The sequence below is a fragment of the Mycobacterium sp. NGS24 genome, from assembly GCF_059813065.1.
Window position 1 is genome coordinate 93,915 of record NZ_JCALDW010000002.1, and the last position, 24,316, is coordinate 118,230.

The 24,316-nt window shown below is 67.5% G+C and carries 25 protein-coding genes; 5 read left to right on the forward strand and 20 right to left on the reverse strand.

Annotated features, from left to right (window positions below; all coding sequences use genetic code 11):
• Positions 1 to 41: 41 nt before the first annotated feature.
• The 6 genes from der to AC5Y6Y_RS03505 are packed head-to-tail and all read right to left on the reverse strand — an operon-like array spanning position 42 to position 5,219.
• Positions 42 to 1,442 carry a ribosome biogenesis GTPase Der gene (gene der, locus AC5Y6Y_RS03480; protein WP_499918583.1) on the reverse strand — a complete coding sequence of 467 codons (1,401 nt, stop codon included), beginning with the start codon at positions 1,440 to 1,442 and terminating at the stop codon, positions 42 to 44.
• Positions 1,439 to 2,116 (reverse strand): (d)CMP kinase, encoded by a 678-nt coding sequence (cmk, locus tag AC5Y6Y_RS03485; RefSeq protein WP_499918582.1) that lies wholly within the window; start codon positions 2,114 to 2,116, stop codon positions 1,439 to 1,441. Before cmk ends, der begins: the two co-directional genes overlap by 4 nt.
• The gene (locus AC5Y6Y_RS03490) at positions 2,113 to 2,865 is read right to left on the reverse strand and encodes a pseudouridine synthase (protein WP_463825300.1); all 753 of its coding nucleotides are present in this window, start codon (positions 2,863 to 2,865) and stop codon (positions 2,113 to 2,115) included. Before AC5Y6Y_RS03490 ends, cmk begins: the two co-directional genes overlap by 4 nt.
• A complete protein-coding gene (gene scpB / locus AC5Y6Y_RS03495) occupies positions 2,865 to 3,554 on the reverse strand; it encodes an SMC-Scp complex subunit ScpB (protein ID WP_499918580.1) in 690 nt (229 codons plus the stop codon). The genes AC5Y6Y_RS03490 and scpB overlap by 1 nt, the downstream gene beginning before the upstream one ends.
• Entirely contained in the window at positions 3,547 to 4,359 is an 813-nt protein-coding gene (locus AC5Y6Y_RS03500; RefSeq protein WP_463825298.1) for a segregation/condensation protein A, read from the reverse strand. The genes scpB and AC5Y6Y_RS03500 overlap by 8 nt, the downstream gene beginning before the upstream one ends.
• Positions 4,356 to 5,219: a ParA family protein gene (locus AC5Y6Y_RS03505; RefSeq protein ID WP_463825297.1), complete on the reverse strand. Its 864-nt coding sequence runs from the start codon at positions 5,217 to 5,219 to the stop codon at positions 4,356 to 4,358. Before AC5Y6Y_RS03505 ends, AC5Y6Y_RS03500 begins: the two co-directional genes overlap by 4 nt.
• Positions 5,220 to 5,429: 210 nt before the next feature.
• Here AC5Y6Y_RS03505 and AC5Y6Y_RS03510 point away from each other — a divergent pair, with 210 nt between their 5' ends.
• Positions 5,430 to 6,182, forward strand: coding sequence for an O-methyltransferase (locus tag AC5Y6Y_RS03510; RefSeq protein WP_499918577.1), 753 nt, complete (start codon positions 5,430 to 5,432; stop codon positions 6,180 to 6,182).
• An 81-nt stretch (positions 6,183 to 6,263) separates the two neighbouring features.
• On the opposite strand, the gene xerD is transcribed toward AC5Y6Y_RS03510, so the two are convergent.
• From xerD to AC5Y6Y_RS03570, 12 genes are all read right to left on the reverse strand, one after another.
• Entirely contained in the window at positions 6,264 to 7,178 is a 915-nt protein-coding gene (gene xerD / locus AC5Y6Y_RS03515) for a site-specific tyrosine recombinase XerD (protein WP_499918658.1), read from the reverse strand.
• Between the two features lie 23 nt (positions 7,179 to 7,201).
• Entirely contained in the window at positions 7,202 to 7,825 is a 624-nt protein-coding gene (locus AC5Y6Y_RS03520) for an NUDIX domain-containing protein (RefSeq protein WP_499918576.1), read from the reverse strand.
• Positions 7,818 to 9,581, reverse strand: coding sequence for a CTP synthase (gene pyrG / locus AC5Y6Y_RS03525; RefSeq protein ID WP_463825294.1), 1,764 nt, complete (start codon positions 9,579 to 9,581; stop codon positions 7,818 to 7,820). Before pyrG ends, AC5Y6Y_RS03520 begins: the two co-directional genes overlap by 8 nt.
• A 116-nt stretch (positions 9,582 to 9,697) precedes the next feature.
• Positions 9,698 to 10,642, reverse strand: coding sequence for a copper transporter (locus AC5Y6Y_RS03530; RefSeq protein ID WP_463825293.1), 945 nt, complete (start codon positions 10,640 to 10,642; stop codon positions 9,698 to 9,700).
• Positions 10,643 to 10,654: 12 nt separating this feature from the next.
• Positions 10,655 to 11,836: a putative cytokinetic ring protein SteA gene (gene steA / locus AC5Y6Y_RS03535; RefSeq protein ID WP_463825292.1), complete on the reverse strand. Its 1,182-nt coding sequence runs from the start codon at positions 11,834 to 11,836 to the stop codon at positions 10,655 to 10,657.
• Between the two features lie 210 nt (positions 11,837 to 12,046).
• Positions 12,047 to 13,786, reverse strand: a complete 1,740-nt coding sequence (recN, locus tag AC5Y6Y_RS03540) for a DNA repair protein RecN (RefSeq protein ID WP_499918573.1) — start codon at positions 13,784 to 13,786, stop codon at positions 12,047 to 12,049.
• A gap of 3 nt (positions 13,787 to 13,789) precedes the next feature.
• Positions 13,790 to 14,713, reverse strand: coding sequence for an NAD kinase (locus AC5Y6Y_RS03545; RefSeq protein WP_463825290.1), 924 nt, complete (start codon positions 14,711 to 14,713; stop codon positions 13,790 to 13,792).
• Complete coding sequence (locus tag AC5Y6Y_RS03550; protein ID WP_499918571.1) at positions 14,710 to 15,519, reverse strand: TlyA family RNA methyltransferase; 810 nt, start codon at positions 15,517 to 15,519, stop codon at positions 14,710 to 14,712. Before AC5Y6Y_RS03550 ends, AC5Y6Y_RS03545 begins: the two co-directional genes overlap by 4 nt.
• An 8-nt stretch (positions 15,520 to 15,527) precedes the next feature.
• Entirely contained in the window at positions 15,528 to 15,704 is a 177-nt protein-coding gene (locus AC5Y6Y_RS03555) for a hypothetical protein (protein ID WP_463825288.1), read from the reverse strand.
• A 12-nt stretch (positions 15,705 to 15,716) separates the two neighbouring features.
• Positions 15,717 to 16,727 carry an HAD-IIA family hydrolase gene (locus AC5Y6Y_RS03560; RefSeq protein WP_499918569.1) on the reverse strand — a complete coding sequence of 337 codons (1,011 nt, stop codon included), beginning with the start codon at positions 16,725 to 16,727 and terminating at the stop codon, positions 15,717 to 15,719.
• Positions 16,720 to 17,541, reverse strand: a complete 822-nt coding sequence (locus AC5Y6Y_RS03565) for a tetratricopeptide repeat protein (protein WP_463825286.1) — start codon at positions 17,539 to 17,541, stop codon at positions 16,720 to 16,722. Before AC5Y6Y_RS03565 ends, AC5Y6Y_RS03560 begins: the two co-directional genes overlap by 8 nt.
• Positions 17,542 to 17,615: 74 nt before the next feature.
• A complete protein-coding gene (locus tag AC5Y6Y_RS03570; protein ID WP_463825285.1) occupies positions 17,616 to 17,966 on the reverse strand; it encodes a DUF732 domain-containing protein in 351 nt (116 codons plus the stop codon).
• Positions 17,967 to 18,170: 204 nt separating this feature from the next.
• On the opposite strand from AC5Y6Y_RS03570, the gene AC5Y6Y_RS03575 reads away from it, so the two are divergent.
• The 3 genes from AC5Y6Y_RS03575 (at position 18,171) to AC5Y6Y_RS03585 (ending at position 21,340) form a co-directional block, all read left to right on the forward strand.
• Positions 18,171 to 18,323, forward strand: coding sequence for a hypothetical protein (locus AC5Y6Y_RS03575; protein ID WP_463825284.1), 153 nt, complete (start codon positions 18,171 to 18,173; stop codon positions 18,321 to 18,323).
• Positions 18,324 to 18,644: 321 nt separating this feature from the next.
• Positions 18,645 to 19,907, forward strand: coding sequence for a YcaO-like family protein (locus AC5Y6Y_RS03580; RefSeq protein ID WP_463825283.1), 1,263 nt, complete (start codon positions 18,645 to 18,647; stop codon positions 19,905 to 19,907).
• Complete coding sequence (locus AC5Y6Y_RS03585) at positions 19,904 to 21,340, forward strand: TfuA-like protein (protein WP_499918567.1); 1,437 nt, start codon at positions 19,904 to 19,906, stop codon at positions 21,338 to 21,340. The genes AC5Y6Y_RS03580 and AC5Y6Y_RS03585 overlap by 4 nt, the downstream gene beginning before the upstream one ends.
• Here AC5Y6Y_RS03585 and tyrS read toward each other — a convergent pair.
• Positions 21,337 to 22,617: a tyrosine--tRNA ligase gene (gene tyrS, locus AC5Y6Y_RS03590; RefSeq protein ID WP_463825281.1), complete on the reverse strand. Its 1,281-nt coding sequence runs from the start codon at positions 22,615 to 22,617 to the stop codon at positions 21,337 to 21,339. The two genes, AC5Y6Y_RS03585 and tyrS, sit on opposite strands and share 4 nt — an antisense overlap.
• A gap of 150 nt (positions 22,618 to 22,767) precedes the next feature.
• Here tyrS and AC5Y6Y_RS03595 point away from each other — a divergent pair, with 150 nt between their 5' ends.
• The gene (locus AC5Y6Y_RS03595; protein ID WP_499918565.1) at positions 22,768 to 23,670 is read left to right on the forward strand and encodes a bile acid:sodium symporter family protein; all 903 of its coding nucleotides are present in this window, start codon (positions 22,768 to 22,770) and stop codon (positions 23,668 to 23,670) included.
• 8 nt (positions 23,671 to 23,678) lie between these two features.
• Here the strand turns inward: AC5Y6Y_RS03595 and AC5Y6Y_RS03600 are convergent, their stop codons facing one another.
• On the reverse strand, positions 23,679 to 24,290 hold the full coding sequence (locus tag AC5Y6Y_RS03600; RefSeq protein ID WP_463825279.1) for a DNA-3-methyladenine glycosylase: 612 nt from the start codon (positions 24,288 to 24,290) through the stop codon (positions 23,679 to 23,681).
• Positions 24,291 to 24,316: the final 26 nt, after the last annotated feature.

Genomic DNA, 24,316 nt, shown 5'->3' on the forward strand with positions numbered 1-24,316 from the left:
ATCCGGTGGCGGCGGAGCCAACGTCGGCGGTTTCCCAGCTTTCAGCGGCGCCGCGCACCCCGCTTCTCCCGCACCCGCACATTGATCCGGATCGGGCTCCCCTCGAACCCGAACGTCTCACGCAGCCGCCGCTCCAGGAATCGCCGGTAGCCCGCCTCCAGGAAGCCCGAGGTGAACAGCACGAACGTCGGCGGCCGCGCAGCGGCCTGAGTGGCGAACAGGATGCGCGGTTGCTTGCCGCCCCGGACCGGGGGCGGAGTAGCCGCGACGATCTCCTTGATCCAGCTGTTCAGCGGACCGGTGGCAATCCTGGTGTCCCACGATGCCAAAGCGTTCTCCATCGCCGGCACCAGTTTCTGCACCGCCCGGCCCGTCTTGGCGGAGATGTTGACCCGCTGCGCCCAACGCACCTGCACCAGCTCGCGGTCGATCTCCCGGTCCAGCAGATCCCGGCGGTCCTCGTCGACCAGGTCCCATTTGTTGTAGGCCAGCACCAGCGCCCGCCCGGCCTCGATCACCATCGACAGCACCCGCAGGTCTTGCTCGGTCAGCGGCTGGGAGGCGTCGATCAGCACGATCACCACCTCGGCGGCATCGATGGCCCCGTGGGTGCGCACCGAGGCATAGAACTCGTGGCCGCTGGCCTGCCCGACCTTGCGCCGCAGCCCGGCCGTGTCCACGAAGCGAAACACCTTGCCGTCCAGCTCGATCAGCGAGTCCACCGGGTCGACGGTGGTGCCGGCGGCGTCGTGCACTACCGAACGCTGATCGCCGGCCAGCTTGTTCAACAGCGAGCTCTTGCCGACGTTGGGCTTGCCGACCAGGGCGACCCGTCGCGGTCCGCCGCTCTGCGACCCCGCCTCGGCCACCTCGGGCAGCGCCGCCAGCACCGCGTCCAGCAGGTCGGCGACCCCGCGACCATGCATGGCACTGATCGCGTGGGGCTCGCCGAGTCCCAACGACCACAGCGCGGCGGCGTCGGATTCGCTTCTGTCGCTGTCAACCTTGTTGGCGGCCACGAAAATCGGCTTTCCGGCACGTTGCAGGATGCGCGCGGCGGCCTCGTCCGCGGCGGTAGCGCCCACGGTGGCGTCGACGACGAGGATCACTGCGTCGGCAGTGCGCATGGCGACCGAGGCCTGCTCAGCGACCAACTGCTGCAGGCCTTTGGCGTCGGGCTCCCATCCCCCGGTGTCCTGGACGACGAACCGGCGACCGGTCCACAACGCGTCGTAGGACACCCGGTCCCGAGTCACCCCGGGCACGTCCTGCACCACCGCCTCACGTCGCCCGATGATGCGGTTTACCAACGTCGACTTGCCGACGTTAGGTCGCCCGACGATCGCAACGACGGGTGCAGGTCCCGATTCGGCGAACTCGTCCAGCTCGGAATCGCTTAATTCCCAGTCGCTTTCGTCAGACCAGATGCCGTCCTCGGTCATCGCGTGGCCTCGCTTCGCTGAGTCACCAGATCCTGCAGGTGCGCGATCACCTGATCCTCGGTCATGTCGCTGGTGTCGACGATGATCGCATCCGAGGCCGCACGCAGCGGGGACACCGTTCGGGTGGAATCGAGGTGGTCGCGGCGGCGTACATCGGCCAGCACCGCCTCGTAGTCGTCGGGCAGGCCCGCCTTGACGTTCTGCGCATTGCGTCGCTCCGCGCGGGTTTCCGCCGAGGCGGTCAGGAAGATCTTGACCGACGCGTCGGGGAACACCACGGTGCCGATGTCGCGCCCCTCGACCACGATGGTGTCCGGTGCTTGCGCCAGCTGGCGCTGCAGATCGACCAGTCGGGTACGCACAGCGGGCACCGCCGACACCGCCGACACCGCGCGGGTGACGTCGTCACCGCGGATCTGCGACGACACATCCTCTCCGGCGAGTCGAAAGCTGCTGGCACCCGGGTCATATCCCACCGACAACTGCACCTTTGAGGCGCATTCACCGACTGCCTGAGCATCAGCGGGATCGATGCCCTGGCGCAGCACGGCCAGCGTCACGATCCGGTACATCGCCCCGGTGTCGAGGAAGCGGGCATCCAAACCACGCGCCAATCCCCTTGCGACGGAGGACTTTCCGGTACCGGCAGGACCGTCGATGGCGACAACCGTCACAATCCCACCGCCTTATACAGTTGCCCGATCTCGTCCTGTCGTAACGCCCGCACCGAACCGGGACGCTGCTTGCCCAACGTCACCGCGCCGATGTCGGTGCGCACCAACGCTTCCACCGGATAACCCACTGCGGCCAGCATGCGTCGCACGATGCGGTTGCGTCCTTCGTGCAGCGTCACCCGCACCAGCGACTTGCCGGGTATCGCGTCGACCACCGCGAAATCGTCGACCCGGACCGGACCATCGTCCAAGTCGATTCCGGCGCGCAGCTGCTTGCCCAGTCCCCGCGGCACCGAACCCGTCACGGTGGCAAGGTAAGTCTTCGGGACCTCGTGCGAGGGGTGCATCAACCGGTGCGCCAGTTCGCCGTCATTGGTCAACAGAATCAGGCCTTCGGTGTCGGCGTCCAGCCGACCCACATGGAAAAGATTCTTGTTGCCGCGGACCTTTCGCTCGATCAGGTCGCCGATGCAGGCCCGGCCGCGGTCGTCGGACATGGTGGAATGCATGCCGCGGGGCTTGTTCAAGGCCAGATAGACCAGTGAGTCGTCGAGCACGACCCTGGCTCCGTCGACGCGGATCACCGATGCGTCCGGATCGACCCGGGTGCCCAGCTCGGTCACCACCTGACCATCCACCTCGACGCGACCCTCCATGATCAGCTTCTCGGCTGCACGCCGCGACGCAATTCCCGCCTGCGACAACACCTTTTGCAGGCGGGTGCCCTGCGGCTCCTCGAATTCGACCATCAGTCGTGATCCACGTCGAAGCTCAATGCCTGATCGGCCGACGGGCCGCCGCCGAGTTTGATGAACCGGGGTTCGCTGTCCAGCGAGTCGCTGATGTCCTCGATGGTGTCGACATCGGGAAGCAGCGGCGCAATATCCGGCAATTCCGTCAATGAGGTCAATCCCAAACGCTCCAAGAACAATTCGGTGGTGGCGAAGGTCATCGCACCGGTGTCTTCGTCGCTGCCGACCTCGGTGATCAGCCCGCGCGCCAACAACGTACGCATCACCGCATCGACGTTCACCCCGCGCACCGCGCTGACGCGCGCGCGCGTCACCGGCTGGCGGTAGGCCACCACTGCCAGCGTCTCCAGGGCGGCGCGGGTCAGCTTGGTCCGCGCACCGTCGAGCAACAGCTTCTCGACGTAGGGCGCGAACCGGGCGCGGGTGTACAGCCGCCAGCCCTCGCTGTTGTGCCGCAGATCGATGCCGCTGTCACGCGTGGTGAGTTCGTCGGCCAGCTGTTCCAATCTAGCGGTGATCCGGTAGACCGGTTGCTCAGTCGCCGACGCCAGGGCCTCCGCGGTCACCGGCGTGTCTACCACCAACAGCAGCGACTCCAGCACTCGGCCGAGTTCATCCTGATCAAGTTCCACCGGCTCGGCGATGTCCGGGATGCCAGCGTCCAGATCGGGCGTCTGGTCAGTCATGGTCTCGCGTTTCTAATAAAACTTCGCTGCTGGGCCGCTCCCCGGTCCACGACACGTGTAGCACGCCGAGGGGCTCGGACTGGTCGAATGCTACCGCCCGAGAGCGATACAGTTCGAGCAGCGCCAGGAAGCGCCCGACGATCTCGACCGGCACCGTGCAGTCGGCGACCAACTCGGAGAACGACGCCCACTGCCCATTACCCCGGCTCTCCAACATCGCCAGAATGTGCCGGGCCTGTTCGGGCACCGACACCGTTTGCACGTGCAGATGCCCGACGCCCACCGTCGGAACCGGGCGCGGCGTGAACGCGATGGCCGCGATCTCGGCGAACTTCGCGGCGTCGACGCCGAGCATCACCTCTGGTAGCAGGCTCGCGAAGCGATCCTCCAGCGACACCGCTCGGGGGTAGCTGCGCAGCGCGGTCGCCTCCAATTCGGCGAACATCTCCGCGACGTGCTTGAACGCGCGGTACTGCAGCAGCCGCGCGAACAGCAGGTCGCGCACCTCCAGCAGAGCAAGGTCTTCTTCGTCGTCGACCTGACCTGTGGGCAGCAGTCGGGCTGCCTTGAGATCCAGCAGTGTCGCCGCGACCACCAGGAAAGCGGTGGTCTCCTCGAGGTCGAGCTGGGCGCCGATGGCCTTCGTGTAGCCGATGAAGTCGTCGGTGACCTGGTGCAACGCCACCTCGGTGACATCGAGCCGGTGCGCGAAGATGAGCTGCAACAGCAGGTCGAACGGCCCTTCGAAGTTGTTCAGCCGGACTCGAAAGCCATCCGAGTAGCCGCTCTCGGGTGCGGCGTTCACACGCCGAATCGGTCGATGAACTCGCGCGCCAAGGCCCGATATGCGACGGCGCCGCCGGACCGGGGGGCCCAGGTCGTGATGGGTTCGCCGGCGACACTGGTCTCCGGGAAGCGCACGGTGCGGGTGATCACGGTGTCGAACACTAAATCACCGAACCGCTCGACGACACGGGCCATCACTTCGCGGGAGTTGACGGTCCGCGGGTCATAGCGGGTGATCAGGATGCCGCTGATGTCCAATTTGGGGTTCAGCCGGTCACGCACCTTGTCCACGGTGTCGGTGAGCAACGCCAGCCCGCGCAGCGAGAAGAACTCACACTCGGTCGGGATCACCACGCCTTCCGAGCAGGCCAATCCGTTGACAGTGAGCAGCCCCAGCGAGGGCTGGCAGTCGATGAGGACGTAGTCGTAGCGGTCCAGCACCGGGTACAGTGCCCGGTTCAGCGTTTGCTCCCGGCCCACTTCGTTGACCAGCTGGATTTCGGCGGCGGACAGATCGATGTTGCTGGGCACCAGGTCCAGGTTCTTGACCCGGGTGTTGATCAGCACGTTGTCGATCGACGTCCGCGGCTCGACCAGCAGGTTGTAGACCGTCTTGTCCAACTCCCAGTGCGGCACACCGAGACCCGCCGACAGTGCGCCCTGCGGGTCCATATCCACCAGCAACACCCGTCGGCCGTATTCGGCCAGGGCGGCACCCAGATTGATGGTCGAGGTGGTCTTGCCGACGCCGCCCTTTTGGTTGCACATCGCGACGACTTTGGCCGGGCCGTGGGCGGTGAGCGGTTGGGGGTCCGGGATCGCCCGCGGCGGCCGGCCAGTAAGGCCGATCTCCGGGCCGCTGTCGGGTCGGTCGGTCATACCCGGTCGTGACTGGTGGTGGCGGGCGCCTGGTTGGACATCGCTGGAAAGTCTAACGGCTGCCCCCGCCGGTACCGGCCGACCCGCAGGCGACGCGACCAGCAATTATCGTCGTATTGGTGATGGAGTCACGACAGTCACATCCGTCACATTTGTACCGCGGCAGCGACGCCGATCGTGCTGCACGGTGTGGGCCTATGGTGGGTCACTATGGACCTGAAGCGACGTATACCTCTGCTCCGGTGGTCGGTCTGGCGGATGGCCACCGGTGCGCGCAACATCACCAAAACCGGCCAGATCGGCGACGGGCGCGAGGCTGCGGCCGTGGAATATGTGCTGAACAACGCCCGCGCCGGTGATCTTGACGGTGTGCTGGCCGCTATCGATAAGTTCGCCTACGAGAAGTCCATCTTGATCAACGTCGGCGACGAGAAGGGCCAGCTGCTCGACGCGGCGGTCAAGCGCGCCAATCCGGCGCTGGCCCTGGAACTGGGCACCTACCTGGGATACGGCGCGCTGCGAATTGCGCGGGCCGCCCCCAATGCCGCGGTGTACTCCGTCGAGCTCGCCGAAGCCAACGCCGCCAACGCCCGCCGGATCTGGAGTCATGCCGGCGTGGCCGATCGGGTGACGTGTGTGGTCGGGACCATCGGCGATGGCGGACGCACCTTGGACGTGTTGGCCAACGAGCATCAATTCGCCTCTGGGGCAATCGATTTTCTCTTTCTCGATCACGACAAAGATGCGTACCTCGATGACCTGCAGAGCATTGTGGACCGCGGCTGGCTGCATCCCGGCTCGATCGCCGTCGCCGACAATGTCCGGGTACCGGGTGCGCCGCAGTATCGCGCCTACATGCGCGAACACGAAGGCAAGTCGTGGCGAACGGTCGAGCACAAGACCCATCTGGAATACCAGTCCATGGTGTCCGACCTGGTGCTCGAGTCCAAGTTCCTGGGGTAGGTTCCCTCGCGAGCAGACGCAAAAGCCCCTTATTTGCGGTGTCAGAGGGGGCTTTTGCGTCTGCTCGCGAGAGTAAGGGAGCTACTGGGCGCGCGGGTGCGCGCCGGCCCATACCTCGCGCAGCGCATGCACCGTGACCAGCGTGTAGATCTGCGTCGTGGTCACCGACGCGTGGCCCAGCAACTCCTGCACCACGCGGACATCCGCACCGCCCTCGAGCAGGTGGGTGGCGAACGAGTGCCGCAGCATGTGCGGCGACACCCCTGAGGTGATGCCGGCACGCTCGGCGGAATCCTGCAGGACCTGCCACGCGCTCTGCCGGGACAACCGCCCGCCCCGGGCGTTGAGAAAGATCGCCGGGGTGCCGCGGCCGCGTCGGGCCAGGTCGGGACGTCCCCGCACCAGGTAGGCGTCCAACGCCTGCACGGCCGGACGTCCGATCGGCACCAGCCGCTGCTTGCCGCCCTTGCCCCGCAGCAACACCGACCGGGCGTGCGTGTCGACGTCGTCGACGTCCAGGCCGACTGCCTCGGAGATCCGTGATCCGGTGGAGTACAACAATTCCAGCAGCGCGCGGTTACGCAACGTCAACGGCCCGTCCGAGGCGTCCTCGCCGCCGGCGGCTTCCAGCAGCGCCAGCACCTGGTCGATGGTCAGGCTCTTGGGCAACCGGCGGCCCGGCGTCGGCGGTCGCACCGCCCGCGCCACATCCAGTTCCGCCAAACCCTCCGCGGCGGCGAAGCGGTGCAGCCCGCGCACCGCGATCAACGCCCGCGCCGCCGACACCGCGGACAGCGCTACCGATCCGGACTCCGGGTCGCCGCGTCGCAGCGCCACCAGGAATTCGCTGACGTCGCTTTCACCGACCTTGGCCAGATCGTGAATTCCACGCTCTTCCAGATGCTTTGAGTAACGACGCAGGTCGCGTCGGTACGAGCTCAGGGTGTTCGCCGCAACGCCTCGCTCGATCGTCAGATGGTCGAGATAACCCTGCATCTGATCATCGAGGGTCAGCGTCGTCACTGCCCTGCCTTGCGCTTGGCGAAAGCGCCGGGCTTGTCCAGCCACGGGCTGTCCAGCGGGCGCGGCTGGGCCAACCCCTCATGCACGGCGTGGGCCGCCAGAATCCCCGCGATGGCAATCGAATTGACGATCTCCCCGCTCAGCACCCGCTGCACCGCGTCGTCGACGGCATACCAGCACATGGTCATGTCGGCTTCCTCGTCCTGCGCCTCGGGCCGCCCGATGTCGCGCAACCCGGTGGCCAGATAGACACGCACCGATTCGTCGCTGTAACCCGGAGCGGTGTTGACGTCGAGCAGCACCTGCCAGGTGTCGGCGTGCAGGCCGACCTCCTCTTCGAGTTCGCGCTCCGCCGTCCGGTGCGGCGCCTCGCCGGGCGCGTCGAGCAGCCCGGCCGGCAACTCCCATATCCGGCGACCATAGGTGTGGCGGTACTGATAGACCATCGCGATTTCGTTGTCGTCGTTCATCGCGACGATCGCGACGGCGCCGTAGTGCTCCAGCACTTCCCGTTTTGCGGTGTTGCCGCCGGGCATCCGGACTTCGTCGCGCCGCAACGCGAAAATTGCACCCTGATAGAGGGTTTCGGACGCTACGGTCTCGAAAGCGTGCTCAGCCACGGGTGACGGGTTCGGGTAACGGTTGGCCGACACTGCCACGATGCTCGTTGCCGTTGGGCGCGTGCTGATCGGGATATTCCGGGATTTCGACAGGCAGCAGTTCGCCGGCCTTATAGTCGATGGCCGCTTTGACGAATGCGACGAACAACGGGTGCGGACGGGTGGGCCGGCTCTTCAGCTCCGGATGTGCCTGAGTGCCGACGACGAACGGATGCTGATCGGGGGGGTACTCGACGAATTCCACCAGGTGCCCGTCCGGTGAGGTCCCGCAGAATCGTAGGCCGCTCTCCGCGATCTTCTCCCGGTAGGCGTTGTTCACCTCGTAGCGATGCCGGTGCCGCTCGGACACCGAGGTAGCACCATACGCTTCGGCGACAATCGAATCTTCCTGCAGCACAGCGGGATAGGCACCTAGCCGCATGGTGCCGCCCAGATCTGCCTCGCCGGCCACGATGTGTTCCTGGTCGGCCATCGTGGAGATCACCGGATCCGGTGTGTCCGGCTCGAACTCGGCCGAGTTCGCCTCGGTGAGCCCCACCGAGCGGGCGGCTTCGATCACGATGCACTGCAGACCGAGGCACAACCCGAACACCGGCAACCCGCGGGCCCGCGCATGCCGGATGGCGCCGATCTTGCCTTCGATACCGCGGATGCCGAACCCGCCGGGGATCAGCACCCCGTGCACGTCGGCCAGCGCGTGCGCGGCGCCGCTGGGAGTCTCGCAGTCATCGGAAGCCACCCAATGGATTTCGACCTTCGCGCGATGCTTGAAGCCACCGGCGCGCAGCGCCTCGCTGACCGAGAGGTAGGCATCGGAGAGTTCGACGTATTTGCCCACCAGAGCAATTCGCACGGTGTCGTGGGGTTCGTGCACCCGGCGCAGCAGGTCGTCCCATTCGGTCCAGTCGACGTCGCGGAAGGGCAGGTTGAGCCGGCGGACCACGAAGGCATCGAGTTCCTCGCGGTGCAACACCTTGGGGATGTCGTAGATGGAGGGCGCGTCCGGGGTGGAGATGACGCCGTCGATGTCGACGTCACACATCAACGCGATCTTGTTCTTCAGCGCCTCGGGAACGACCCGATCGCAGCGCAGGATCAACGCGTCCGGACTGATACCGATGCTGCGCAGCGCGGCCACCGAGTGCTGGGTGGGTTTGGTCTTGAGTTCCCCGGACGGCGCCAGATAGGGCACCAGCGACACGTGCAGGAAGAACACGTCCTCGCGGCCCAGGTAGTGACGGACCTGGCGGGCGGCCTCCAGGAACGGTTGCGACTCGATGTCACCGACGGTGCCGCCGATCTCGGTGATGACGACGTCGGGACGGTTGCCTTCGGCGTCCGGTTCGGCCATGGCCAGGATGCGCCGTTTGATCTCGTCGGTGATGTGCGGGATGACCTGAACGGTGTCACCGAGGTATTCACCGCGGCGCTCCTTGGCGATCACCGTCGAATACACCTGTCCGGTAGTGACATTCGCCGAACCTGACAGGTCGCGGTCGAGGAAGCGTTCGTAGTGTCCGACGTCGAGGTCGGTTTCGGCGCCGTCCTCGGTGACAAAGACCTCGCCGTGCTGAAACGGATTCATGGTGCCCGGATCGACATTGAGATACGGGTCGAGTTTCTGCATGGTCACGGCCAGTCCGCGGGCGGTGAGCAACTGTCCGAGGCTGCTGGCGGTCAAGCCTTTGCCCAGTGACGACGCGACCCCACCGCTGACGAAGAGGTGCTTGGTGGCAGTCTGCGGATGCTTGCGCAACTGGGCGACCTCCGTGAAGACGGGCAGGGCGATGCATGGAATTCAACGAACTGGGCCTGCCGACCCACGGAAACCCACCCTAACATCCACCGCGTCGCGCCGCGGGTAACACGCCCTTACTCGGGAACGGTCACCGACGTCGCGCCGTGTCCGGTGCCGAAGTGCGCCGGATGCGCGCCACCGAGCAACTCGTGCAGCGCCAGAATCGTGGTGATCCGCCCGGACTCGGCGTTGACGTCGTCAACAGTGCTTACCGCACCCGCCATGGCGGCATCGGCACGGGCCACGGCCACCGCTGCACTGCCGCCCGCCGAGCCGTCGCGCCCGGCCAGCACCGTGCCGGAGCCGTGTGGGGCCAGGGCGGCGGCGAACCGCGCCACCGTGACCCCTTGATTGCCGGCGTCGGCCGGTAGCCCTCCGCCGGTGACGACGATCGCCGCGTTCGCCACGCCGACGTGTTGGCTGGGCTGATAGGTGATGAAGCCGGTCTCGCGCAGGGCGGCCAGGACGGTGTCGCGCTGGGCCTCGTCGACGGGCGGCACATCTGGCTTGGACGTGGTCAGCAGTGCGATACCGAGCAGGTCGCCCGCCTGCGAGCCCTGGTCGACCAGCTTGGTGCTCAGTTGTGAGCCGGCCGGCAATGCCGTCGAGTTGACCACCGAGCGCAACTTCTCCCCCGAGTTGGCTTCGACGAACTCGTGGGTCAGCGACACGGTTCCGGTGATCGAGCCGCCGGCCTGCCCGACGATCTTCGACACCCGGGCGACGTCGTCATCCTTGGCGTCGGGGGTTCGGAAAACGACCACCGCCTTGCCGGTCAGCGCGTCGTGCACGATCCGGCCGAGCACTTGGGCATCGAAATTGTTTGCCGCACTCAGCTTTTCGTTGAGCGCGTTGCGCTGGTCGTTGAGTCCGCTCACCTGTGCGGCCAGATCGCGCTTCTCGTTACGCAGGCTGGACAGCACGGTGTCGGAGAAGAACCCCGAGCCCAGCACAACTCCGATGGCCAAGGCCAGGAAGACCGCGGCCAGCGAGATCGCATGTTGGCGTAACGAGATCATGACGAGTCCGATCTAGGAGATTAAGTGCTGGATCCAGAGCGTGAAGCGGTTCCAGTAGTCGGCAACCCAGTGCAGCACCACAGCGTCGGTGCGCGACACCCACAGCACCACGATGATCGCGATGAGCATCGTCAGCGCCAGGAGCGCGATGGCACCCCCGGAGATGTGGTTGCGGTACAGGGTGGCGACCGCCCTGGCGTCCACCAACTTCTCCCCCACCCGCAACCGGGTGAGGAACGTCGAGGGGTTGCTCTGCGAGCGGGTGCGGTCGAAGAACGTCTCGATGTTGGCGGTGTGGCCGGCGGTGACCAGCAGCGCAGCGCCGTGGTGATCGGCCAGCAGCAGCGCCAGATCGGTCGCGGACCCGGCGGCCGGGAACGTCATGGCCCCGACACCGAGATCCTGGATGCGCTCCAGACCCGGGGCGTGCCCGTCGGCGTCGGCGGGCAGCACCACCTGCGCGCCGCACTTGAGGACTTCGGTGCTGATCTGGTCGGGATCGCCCACGATGAGTTGCGGACGGTAGCCCGCTTTGCGCAGCACGTCGGCGCCCTGCCCGACGCCGACCAGCACCGGCTGGTACTCCTTGATGAACGGCTTGAGGGACTTCAGATCGTCTGCGGCGCTGGGCTCCTCGGAGACGATCACCACATGCCGGCGCCGCATGTCGACGTCGATGTCGGGGATGCCGATTCCGTCGATCAGCAGCGGACTCTCGCTGCGGATGAACTCGATGGTGTTGCCGGCGAACGCTTCCAGGTGCGCGGCCAGTCCGCTCTTGGCCTCACGCATGAGGTCGGCGATGTCGTGATCGGTGCGTTCGGTGCCCCGGATCAGTCGGCGGTCACCGGAGTACACCCCGCCCTCGTGCAGGCGGATCTTCGCGCCGTCCTTGACCTTCTTGAAGATTTCCGGCCCGGTCTCGTCGATCAGGGTGACCCCGTTGTTGACCAGCACCTCGGGCCCGAGGTTGGGGTAGCGACCCGACACCGAGGGCGAGGCGTTGACGACGGCGGCGATGTCAGCTTCGACCAGGGCATCGGCGGTGATGCGGTCCAGGTCCAGGATGTCGAGGACCACGATGTCGCCGGGGCACACCCGGCGCAGCAGTCGGTCGATATTGCGGTCCACGCGAGCAGTGCCGGTCAGACCCGGTCGGTCAGTGTTGCGAGATAGAAGTGCTGACATCTTCATGGGGGCTGATTCTGTCCGCGCGGACCGCTCGCTGCGGGGAGGCGCGCCGTAACATCTGCCTCATTAGTTTAAAAGCGTCACATCTGTAACACCTTGATGGCGGTGCGGCATCAAGGTCTTGGAGCGCGGGACCAGAGTCCCCATATGTACGGTCCGCATCGGCGTGTCGGCGCACCTATGAGTCGCTCGCGCACCCCGCGGGCGCCGGGGTCACTGCTCGCTCTGCGCGGTGTCGAGCAGTTCGCGGGCGTGCGCCCGCGCGCTGTCGGACTCGCCCAGACCGGCCAGCATGCGCGCCAGTTCGGCCACCCGGTCGTCGCTGTCCAATCGGCGCACGCCACTGGCCCCCTTGGGTCCGTGGCTGTGTACCACCAGATGCACGTCGGCGTAGGCGGCGACCTGCGGTAGATGCGTGACGACAATGACCTGGTGGGTACGTGCCAGCTTGGCCAACCGCCGGCCGATCTGCACCGCCGCCCAACCACCCACACCCGCGTCCACCTCGTCGAAGACCATGGTGGTCCCGGTCGCCGACGCTGCCAGCACCACCTCCAGGGCGAGCATGACGCGGGAAAGCTCCCCGCCGGAGGCGCTCTTGGCCAGCGGCAGCAGCGACATGCCGCGGTGCGCGGCGAAGCCGAACTCGACGACGTCGATGCCGTCGACACCGGCCCTGACCGTCTCGCCGGAGGGCAGCAACAGCGCGGCCGCGTCGGTCGACTCGGCGAGGTCCGATGCGACGCCGATGCTGAACTCGGCGTCGGCCATCGCCAGCGCGGACAGCTCGGCGGTGACCTCCTTGGCCAGTTTCTTGGCTGCCCGGCGCCGGATCTTGCTGAGATCGATTGCTAAGTCAGCTAATTGGTGTCCGAGATCGTCGACGCGGCGCTGCAGCGCGGCCAGCCCTTCTTCGGACACATCCAGGTGCGCAAGCCGCGCGCGGGAGTCCTGCGCCCACTGCAGCACGCCGTCGATGTCGGCGGCGTACTTGCGGGTCAGCGTGCGCAACTGAGCCTGCCGGGCCAGCTTGGCATCCAACGCGCTGGCGTCGACCGGCAGCCCGTCCAGGTAGTCGCCGAGTTCGCCGACCGCGTCGACGACCACCGTCAGCGCACCAGAGATCTGGTCGGCCAGCGCCCGCAGCCGGGTGTCTCCGGTCGATTCCAGCGCCGCCCGGGCCCGCGCCAGCCCGTCAGCGGCGCCCACGGCCTCCTCCGACGAACTCGACAGCGACTCGCGCGCTGAGACCGCGGCCTCGCGCAGCGTGTCCAGTTCAGAGAGCCGCAGAATATCGGCGACCAGCGCCTCGTCCTCACCGGGTTGGGGGGCGACCGCGTCGATCTCCTGCAGCGCGAACTTCAACCGGTCGGCCTCCTGGACGAGTTCGCGGGTCCGGTCGCGGCGATCGGCGAGATCGCGTCGCGCCGTCAGCCAGGCATCGCGCAGCTTGCGGTAACGCTCAGCCGCGGCCCCCACCGCCGCGAAGCGGTCCAACGCTCCGCGCTGCTCGTCCGGACGCATCAACCGCAACTGGTCGTTCTGGCCGTGCAACGCGAGCAAGTGCGTGGTGAATTCACTCAGCGACTTCGCGGGCACACTGCGACCGCCGAGGTAGGCGCGCGACGGTCCGTCCCGATTGACGGTGCGCAGCGCGATCACGCTGGCGTCTTCATCGCGCTCGGCACCGCAGGCGTCCAGGATGCCGTCGAGGTCCGCGGTCACCGCATCGTCGACATCGGTTGTGGTGAAACGACCTTCGACCACGGCACGGTCGGAGCCCGACCGCACCCGGGTCGGGTCGGCGCGCGCGCCGCCGAGCAGATGCAGACCGGTGACCACCATCGTCTTGCCGGTTCCGGTTTCACCGGTCAGCACCGTCAGGCCACGGCCGAATTCGGCGGTCGCGACGCTGATGGCGCCCAGCGACTCGATGCGGATCTCGGTGAGCACCGGCTACTTCCCGCGCCAACCTGTGACGGGTAGCCGGAACTTGGTCACCAGCCGGTCGGTGAACGGTGCGCTGTCCAGTCGCGCCCACTTCACCGGTGTGACAGCGCGGGTCACCTCGAGCCGGCTGCCCGCCGGGACCAACATTTCCCGACGGCCGTCGCAGAACACCAGCGCGTCGTGTCCGTCGGCTTCGATCTCGACCGCGATCGCCGCGTCCGGGCTGGTGACCATCGGCCGGCCGAACAAGGCATGAGCATTGTTGGGCAGCACCAGGATTGCCTCGAGGTCGGGCCACAACACCGGGCCACCGGCGGAGAATGCGTAGGCGGTGGACCCGGTGGGAGTCGACACCAGCACCCCGTCGCAGCCGAACGTCGACACCGGCCGGCCGTCGACCTCGACCACCACACCGAGCACACCCAGGCGGGGACCCTTCTCCAAGCTGGCCTCGTTGAGCGCCCAACCCTGCCCGATCACCTCGCCACCTTGGCGCACAACGACATCCAGCGTCAGGCGGTCTTCCACCCGATAGCTCTTCGCACAGATGTGATCGAGCACGACATCGATATTCTCGGCCTCAGCCTCGGCCAGGAAACCGATCCGGCCCAGGTTCACCCCCAGCACCGGAATGCCGGCGTTGCGGGCCAATTCGGCCGCGCGCAGGAACGTGCCGTCGCCGCCGAGGACCAAGACCAGTTCGCAGCCTTCGGCGGCCCGTGGGTCCGCATCGACGACCTCGATGTCGACGCCCATGGCCCGCATATCGCCGGGAGCCATCCGCAACGATCCCCGGTCCACCGCCTCGGCCGACAACGCGCGCAGCTCAATGTTGTTCTCGTTGAGGACCTTTTCCACCCGCCGGGCGGTCTCGGTCGCTTCGTCCCGGCCCGTGTGGACGACCAGCAGTACGGTTCGTGGTGACGTCACTGCGGCCCCTCCGAGACTGCGCGCTGAACCGCGCCGGCTAACTCATCGCCGCTCAGCGCACCCTCGGTCTGGGCGCGCAACCACAGGAAGTACTCGACATTGCCCGACGGGCCCGGCAACGGACTGGCCGTCACTCCGACCGGGTGCCAGCCCAGCTCGCCGGCACGACGCGCGACCGCAAGCACCGACTCCGCGCGCAATCGGGGATCCTGTACCACCCCACCGGGCCCGACCTGGCCCTTGCCCACCTCGAATTGCGGTTTCACCATGGGAACGATATCCGCGCCGGGCGAAGCGCAACCAACCAGCGCAGGCAACACCGTGGCCAACGAGATGAATGACAGGTCGGCCACCACCAGCTCGACCGGCCCGCCGACCGCTGCGGGCGCGAGGTCGCGGACGTTGGTGCGTTCGATCACCAGCACCCGCGGGTCGCTGCGCAGCGACCACGCCAGCTGGCCGTACCCGACGTCGGCAGCGACGACTTCGGTGGCGCCCCGGTCCAGCAGCACCTCGGTGAATCCCCCGGTCGATGCGCCCGCGTCCAGGCAACGGCGGCCCGCCACGGGGATGGCGAACGCGTCCAGCGCTCCGATCAGCTTGTGCGCCCCGCGCGACACCCAACTGCGTTCGCCGTCGTCGGCGACCGTCAAAGCGGCGGTGACAGCTACCGCGGTGGCCGGCTTGTGCGCCGGGAGTCCGTCGATGCGCACCCGGCCGGCACCGATCAACTCGGCGGCCTGCTGCCGGGATCGCGCCAGACCCCGCCGGACCAGCTCGGCGTCGACGCGAGCACGCCGTGCCATGCGCGCACTCAGCCCTTCTCCGCCGACTCCAGCGCCCGCATCAGCACGTCGTGCGCCTCGGATAGTCGTCTGGCGATGTCCTCGAGCTCTTCGAGCGACGGTCCGCCTGTCGCGTCGGCCGGGTCGGGCAGCTGGGCCATCAACCCTTCGATTTCCGCGCGAATCTGTTCGGGATCGATAGTCATTGCGCTCCTACGCTACTCGTCGGACAGCAGCGACCAGCGCTCCAGCGCGTCGCGGGCCTGATCGTCACCGGCCTCGATGCGCGGTGTCTCGTCCATGTCCCAAACTGCACCGGCGACGGCACGCACGATGGCCAGCTCGTCCTTCTGGCCGTTGCCGCTCGCGGTGACGGTGACCGTCCGGTCCCGGCTGTCGATTTGCCAGCCTGGCTGATCGCCGACTTTGAGCTCGTCGGGTTCGCGCAGCAGCGACCGCAGATCCGCGCCGATGTAGCTGGGCCGGCGGGCCGCGTCGGCGAAGACCGCGTCGCGCGCGGAGTTCACGCCGGTGAGCACCATGAGGCTGGGCAGTCCGGCGGCATTGGCGCCCTCGATGTCGGTGTCCAGCCGGTCACCGACCACCAGCGGCGCGCGAAAATCGCCCCGCCCCACCGCATCCTTCATCAGCTGCGGGCCCGGTTTGCCCGCTACCTGCGGTTCCTCGCCGGTGGCCGCACGCAGCGCGGCGACCAGAGACCCGTTGCCCGGCAACAGGCCTCGCTCGGTGGGCAGGGTTGCGTCGACGTTGGCGGCGACCCACAGTGCGCCCGCCCGGATCGCCAGCGCGGCCTCGGCCAGCTCAGGCCAACCGAGGGTCTTCGAGAGACCCTGGACGACGGCGTCCGGGTCGTCATCGAAGGAGCGGACCGGCCGCAGGCCGGCCGCCGAGATCTCACCGGCCAGCGCGTCGGTGCCGACGACCAGGACTTTCGAGCCCGACGGAAGTTGCCCGGCCAGCAGGTGCGCCGCGCTCTGGGCGCTGGTGACGACGTCGTCGGCCGCTGCGGTGAAACCCAGCTCACACAGGTGCGCGGCGACCTCGTCCGCAGCCCGGGAGGCGTTGTTGGTGACGAACAGTGTGCGGCTTGCTATCTCGCTCAGCGTCTGCACCGCACCTTCGGTGGGCTGATGGCCGCGGAAGACTGTCCCGTCCAGGTCGAGGAGCAGGCAATCATGTTCCTGCGCAAGCGTTTTGGTGTCAGCCAAGGCTGCTGACCCGGTCTTCGGCGTCGGTGACACCTTCGACATCGGCTGCCGCCGAGCGCAGGAACCATTGCAGCGCTTCGTCGTTACGCCCGAGCGCCAGCAGCGTCTCGGCGTAGGCGTAGAACAACCGTGCCGCGGTGGAGCCGGTCCGTGCCGGGTCCAACTGCGGGGTGGACAATACGGTCAACGCCTGCTCGAGCTGACCCAGGTCAGCGCGGGCGCCGGCGGCGACGATGCGCAACTCGTCGGCGTCGTCACCGGTGAGCTCCGCCGCCTCGGGCCCGCGCGTGAGGTCGATGGCCCGCTGCGGACGACCCAGGCCGCGTTCGCAATCAGCGATCAGTGCCAGCAACGCGGATTTACTGCCCATCCGGCGGGCCGCGCGGAATTCGGCGAGCGCCTGCGCCCAGTCGCCGCAGTGGTACGCGGCAATGCCGACCGCCTCGCGGACCGCAGCGATTCTGCTGGCGCGGGCCCGCGCCGCCCGAGCGTGACTCAGCGCGGATTCCGGGTCGTCGTCGAGCAGCCCGCCCGCGGCCACCAGATGGCGCGCAACGGCGTCGGCGGTGGCACGGTCCAGGGTGCTCAGCTCGCGCCGGACCTCGGGGGCCAGCTGTCGGGCGTCGACGTCCGCCGGTATCCGGGGCCCGTCGTGCGTGGCGCGATCGGCGTTGGGCCTGGGTTGGGCCGGGCGGGCTCGGCCGGGACCCGACCATGACGCGTCGCCCTCCCGGCGCGGATCGCGCCCGCGGGCGCCGCCGGACGCAGGTCGCGGACGCCTCGCCCCGCTGCGCCCCTGCCTGTCGTCGACCACCCGCTAGAGGTTACGGGCACTCGGGACAACCACACAATTTGCCGACAGCAGGCACGGCCGGACAGCAGCGGCGGCTACGCCTGCAGCCGGGTGGGGAACAGCGGCGACAGCAACGACGGGCAGTACGTTGCGATCGCCACAACGGTGAATCCCGCCGCCCGCTCCCGCGACAGCCCGTTGATCTCCGCCATTTCGGCGGCGACGGCGTCGAACGTGCCCCCGGGCGCCAACACCTTCGGACACACCGTCCGGCCCAGCGCGATCGCGGTCGCCGGCTGCCCATAGGAGATGCCGGCGGCGGTCAACGCGTTCAGAAAGGAATTGCCCAGCATGTCCGCGTGAATTGGTGCTGCCACCCCGGCCGACACCCCGAAGGCACCGAGTGTCAGCGCCAGAACTCTGAGCGCGAGCACGGGTGCGGTCATCGTGACAACAGTGCGCAACGCGGGTCACGTCCGCAACACAGTGCGATAAAGATTTGCGCACTACCGCGTTTTGCAGGGGGACGCGGCTCGGGTAGTGGTCGTCCCCCGATCGGTGGACGGCCCGACTCGTGCCGTCAGCGGACCGAGTTTTCCGCTGCGCAGCAGCCGGTAAGGGGATACCGGGCCGGTGCCCGGCGCCGAAGAATGGGTTTCGACACGGAGACAAGACACCACGAATCCAGGTCAGCTCAACCGCCCAGCTCCCGAAAGAAGGAAACCATGTCCTACGAGAACCTGTTCTGCGAGTACGAGACCGCTTACACCGCTCCGGCTTTCCACGCCGGCGACGCCGAGTGATCTGACCTTCCCCGACACCATCTCGTCGACCGGAAAGGCAGATCTGCATGTCTATCCCGTTCTGACCCGCTTGCCCGAATCCGACGAAACAACTTCCCCGAAAGGTAGTACCCATGTCCCACGAAATCCTGTTCTCCGAGACCGAGTCCGCCTACTCGATGCCGTTCTTCACGGTCGCTGACGCTGCCGAGTAGTCAGACCATCCAGCGGGATCTCATCGCAGCCCTCCCCCCTCTCTCCGCGATGAGATCCCGCTGGAACATTTTTCGCCGACTCGCTGATTTCCCACCCGTCGATCACCGAACTAAGTAGCGTGAAGCCATGTCGGAACTGCCGGGCTTGAGCACTAGTGCAGGCACCGTGGTACGCACCGGCCCTGACTGGTCGCACTGGCCGTCCCGAGTTCTCGGTCACGCCGATCCGCTGACCATCGGCCACCATGCGGGCACCCACCGCATCATCTCTCCCGAGCAGACCTGGGCGGCGATTCAGCCGCTGCTCAGCGCAGCGGGAATCACTCGCGTCGCCGACCTCACCTGGCTCGACGACCTCGGCATCCCCACCGTGCAGGCAGTACGACCGGCCTCGCTGACCCTGTCGGTCAGTCAGGGCAAAGCCACCACTTACCGCGCCGCGCAGGTATCGGCCGCGATGGAGTCTCTGGAGAACTGGCACGTCGAGAACATCACCCCCGATCTGACCTCGACCTCCACCGACGAACTCGCTGAAACCCTCACCTACGATCCCGCCGAGCTGAACCGTCCGGCGGGCAGCTTCTATCACCGCGGCGCCAAGCTCGACTGGATGATCGCCACGACATTGTTGACCGGACGCAAGACCTGGGTGCCCTGGCTGGCCACCGTGGTGAACATCGCGGTCGGCGATTCCTGGGGTCCGCCGATATTCGGAATGGACACAACGGGTTTGGCGTCGGGCAACAGCTACCACGAAGCCGCCCTGCACGGTCTCTACGAGATCATGGAGCGTCACGGCATGGCCGCCGCCCGACCCGGCTCGACGTTGTTCGGGGTCCCGCTGGACGACGTCGCCCGCTCGGAGTGCGCCGAGCTCATCGAGATGATTCATCGGGCGGGCAGCGAACTGCAGGTCGCCCGGATGGACACCTGGGACGGCTACTACCTGTTCGCCGCCGAGATCAGCTCGCCGATGATGGAGGTCCCGTTCAGCGGCAGCGGACTTCACCACAACCCCAATGTTGCGCTGTCGCGGGCGATTACCGAAGCCGCGCAGTCCCGGCTGACGGCCATCAGCGGAGCCCGCGAAGATCTGCCGTCGGCGATCTACCAACGATTCGCCCGGGTGCACACCTATGCCCCGGCCCGAAAGTCCATGCAGGACATGCCCGATGCCGAACCGACACCGTGGCATGTCACGTCCAGTGACTCGCTGCACGACCTGCTGGCGTCGGCGGCGACCGCGGTGGCGGCTCAGGCCGGCGCCGAACCGCTGGCCGTGGTGTGCGATTTCGCCGACGCGTGCGTGCCGGTCGTCAAAGTCATCGCCCCCGGCTTGTCGGCGACCATCCAGTCACCCCTGCGCACCCCGCTGGAGGAGCACTCATGACCCGGATCGTGGTGACGGCCGGCCCCACGATCAGCGCGGCGGACATTCATGCGATCATCTCCGATGCCGAAGTGGTAGCACCGATTTCATTCGGTGACGCCTTTCGCTACGGATTGCGGTCCGGTGACACCCTGCTCATCGTCGACGGGCTGTTCTTCCAGAGCGCTGCGGTGCGGCACAAGGAACTACTGACGCTGATCGACGACGGCGTGCGGGTGGTCGGCTCATCGAGCATGGGCGCGTTGCGGGCGGCCGAATTGCACCCGTTCGGCATGGAGGGCTACGGCTGGGTCTTCGAAGGTTACCGAGACGGAGTCATCGAGGCAGACGACGAAGTCGGCATGGTGCACGGCGACCCCGAAGACGGTTATCCGGTGTTTGTGGACGCGTTGGTGAACATTCGCCAAACCGTCGCCCACGCAGTGCGTTCCGGTGTGCTGTCCGCGGCGGCCGGTGCACGAATCGTCGAGACCGCGCGCCGCACCACCTTCACCCAGCGCACCTGGGATCGATTGCTGGAAGCGGTAGGGATACCGGAAAGTCGTGAGCTGGCAAAGCAATTGAAGTCGATGCGGGTCGACGTCAAACATGCCGACGCGGTGCTGGCGTTGCAGGAGATCGTGCGCGGGCCACGGGATGTCGCGGTACGGCCCGGCCCGCCACCGACCATCTGGTCGCAACGGTGGCGGCAGCGCTGGGCCCCGCCGACCCCCGTCGCCCTGCCGGATGACTCCAGCGTCGACATTCTCGACCTCGACGTGCTGTCGCTACTCAGCCTGTGCGCCACCGACCGTTGGGCCTACCTGCCCGCCCTCGAGCAGGTCGCCGCCTGGCACTGGAACCTGACCCATCCCGGTGACCGGAGCAGCGTCCGAGAGCGCGCCGCCAAGGCCGTCGCCGCGGTAGGCATCGCCGACTACGAGCGCGCGCTGGAGACCGTTGCGCACCACTACGCGCTGGCGACGGGGATCGTCAACGAGTCCGGTTTCCCCGCGCAGGTCCGGGCGTACTGGTTGACCGACGAGGAGAACGCCACTCTGCACGACGATCCGATCTCGGTCGCGGCGCGACTGACCACCCGCACGCTGTTCTTCGCCCGCTCACTGCCCGCGATCCAGCATTTCCTCGACCTGCTGCGCACCGACCCGCGGCTGCCGCAGTGGCGGATGCTGGTGGCACAGGCCCTGGCCAGGCGAGACGAGTTGGCCAGGCAGAAGCCGCAATTGAACCTGCACCGCCCCGACCCCACCCAACTCAACAGGCTGTTCAGCAACCGCTGGGGCACGGCAGCCGACCGCGTCGAACTGGCCAGCCGCGGGCTGATGACCACCGATGCCTTCTACACCGCCGCAACCATGTTCGCGGTAGCCGCCGCCGACGACGAACTGCCGTCCTTCGAAGTCGGCCGGCTGGGTTGCCCCCAGCCCGCTTAACCCCGGTGCACCCCGGCGATGTTGCGCTTGCCGCGGCGCAGCACCAGCCACTGTCCGTGCAGGAAATCCGTTGAGTGTGGGGCCCATTCGTCGCTGTCGATGCGAATGTTGTTGACGGACACGCCCCCTTCGCCGATCGTGCGACGCGCCGCCTTACGGCTGTCGGACAGCCCGGTGGCCACCAACAAGTCGATGATCCCGTCCGCCTCACCGGGTTTCAATTCGGCGACCGTCGTCTCGCGCAGGGCCGCGGACAGCGTCGCCTCGTCAAGACGGGCCAGCTCACCCTGCCCGAACAGCGCCCGGCTGGCGTGCTCGACGGCGGCGGTGGCCGCCTCACCATGCACCAGCGTGGTGAGCTCACCGGCCAGCTTGCGCTGCGCTGCGCGTTGCTGCGGGCGTTCGGCGGTGGCCTGCGCCAGCTCGGCCAATTCGTCGCTGCTCAGGAAGGTGAACCAGCGCAGGTAGCGGATCACGTCCGCGTCGGCGGTGTTGACGAAATACTGGTACCACGCGTACGGGCTGGTGAGCTGCGGGTCCAGCCACAGACTGCCGCCACCGGTGGACTTGCCGAATTTGGTGCCGTCGGCTGCGGTCACCAGCGGCACGGTGAGCGCGTGCACGGCAGCACTGAGCTTCTGGCGCACCAATCGCACCCCGGCGATGATGTTGCCCCACTGATCCGATCCACCGAGCTGCAGTGTGCAGCCGTGCCGCCGGTGCAGTTCCACATAATCGTTGGCCTGCAGCAACATGTAGCTGAACTCGGTGTAGGAGATCCCCTCGCCCTCCAGGCGGCGCCGGACGGTGTCCCGGTCCAGCATCACGTTGACCGAGAAGTGCTTGCCGATGTCGCGCAAAAACTCGATCGCCGACATCGGCCGGGTCCAGTCGAGATTGTTCTCGACGATCGCTCCGGTCGGCGAATTGTCGAAGTCGACGAAGCGCTCCAGCTGGCCCCGGATTCGTTCGGTCCATTCGGCGACGGTGTCGACCTCGTGCATGCTGCGCTCGCCGACCTCGCGTGGGTCGCCGATCAGCCCGGTGGCGCCGCCGGCCAGCACGATCGGGCGGTGCCCAGCCCGCTGGAATCGACGCAGCGCCAGCAACGGCACCAGGTGTCCGGCGTGCAGGCTGGCCGCGGTGGGGTCGAATCCCGCATAGACGGTCAGGGGTCCGCGTTGCGCCTCGGCGGCCAGCGCGTCGAGGTCGGTGGACTGCGCGATCAGTTCGCGCCAGCTCAACTCGTCGAGGATCCCGGAAGGCTCGCTACCCATGGCACAGAGTCTTGCAGGACGGTTACCGCGGCCGGTACGTGGCCGCGATCCGCTCTACCTGATTCCAGCTGAGGGCGCTGCCCACCACCGGCCGTAGAGTGACTTGCTGCCACTGAAGGCGAAATCAGCCCCACGTCCCGCGGAAGCGATATGCAGAGCCAGTTGTTCCCCTTGGTCATCGGTGCGGTCATGCTCGCGCTCGGGCTGACGCTGACGGTGGACGACTTCCGCCGGGCCGCCACGCTGCGCCGTCCGCTGCTGGTGGCGTTGCTCTGTCAGGCGGTGCTGCTGCCAGCGGTGTGCTTGGCAATTGCCGAAGCCTTGGACCTGTCCCCCAATCTGGCGGTCGGGCTGATGCTGATGGCGGCTACTCCCGGCGGCATGTTCGCCAACGTGCTCAGCCATCTGGCCAATGGTGACCTGGCGCTCAACCTCACCCTCACCGCGATCAACGCGGTGCTGTCGATCTTCGCCATCCCCGCGATCCTGGCGGTCTCGATGACGTGGTTCCTGGGCAACGGACGCTTCATCCCCCTGCAGTTCGACAAGTTTCTCACCGTGTTCGCCCTCGTCCTGATCCCTACCGCGGTCGGTGTCGCGATCCGGCACCGGTTCCCGGATCTGGCTCGACGGCTGGGGTTTCCGGTCAAGATCGCCGCGGCGGTGCTGCTGGTGATCGCCGTCGTCGCGGGGGTGGCCGGTGGCCAGGCGACGCTGTGGAACAACTTCGGGGTGCTCAGCGCCGCGGTGGTGTTGTTCTGCGCGATCAGCCTCACCATCGGCTACCTCGCGCCGCGCTTCCTCAAGCTGGCTCCGCGCCAGGCGATCGCGGTCAGTCTGGAGATCGGACTGCACAATGCCGTGGTGGCCATCGGGATCGCGTTGAGCCCGCAGCTGTTGAACAACGCCGAAATGGCCACTCCGGCTGCGATCTACGGCATCCTCGCGCCGTTCATCGCGCTGCCGTTCATCTTTGCGGTCCGGCGTCTGGACCCGGCGTACCGCTCGGCCCCCGACGCCGACGACACCCTGGCGCGGAAACCTCCGGCGTAGCCACCGCACTAGTCACTGGCGCCGGGTGCCGGCGCTCGGGGACTCCGGCGGTACGCGGATACCTCGGGCCGACCGGGCAGCCACAATCGCCACGGCCGGTCGGCGGCGTGACTCACTCCGACCCGGGGTCCCGTCGTTGCGGTCAGCGGGCCGCACAGTTCGAGCCGCACCGGGCTGTCCGGGTCGAACACATCAATACCGTTGTCCGCCATGGTGATTCCCAGAGCTGAGCAGAGGTTACCCGGCCCGCGCGCCAGCGCGGCGGTGCGCACGAGTTCGCCGCGCCGCGACCGTGCCGTGTCGAAGCCGTCGGCCACGGCGCAGGCCCGCAGTAGCACCGCGGCGGCGGTCCCGTCGGGTCCGCAGGCCACGTTGGCACAGACGTGGATTCCGTGGCTGCGGTAGGTGTAGAGCCGCCCGGGTGGCCCGAACATGACGGCGTTGCGCGCGCTGCGTCCGCGGTAGGAATGCGCAGCGGCATCCGGCCACGGGCCGTCGGGAACCCCGCCGTAGGCCTCCACCTCGACGATCACTGCGCTGACACCACGGCCGGTCAGGGTGGCACCGAGCAGCCGGTGGGCGGCCGCGACCGGGTCTACCAGCAGTTGCTCAGCGCTCACCGAACCGATTCTGCCCGAGCGCCTCT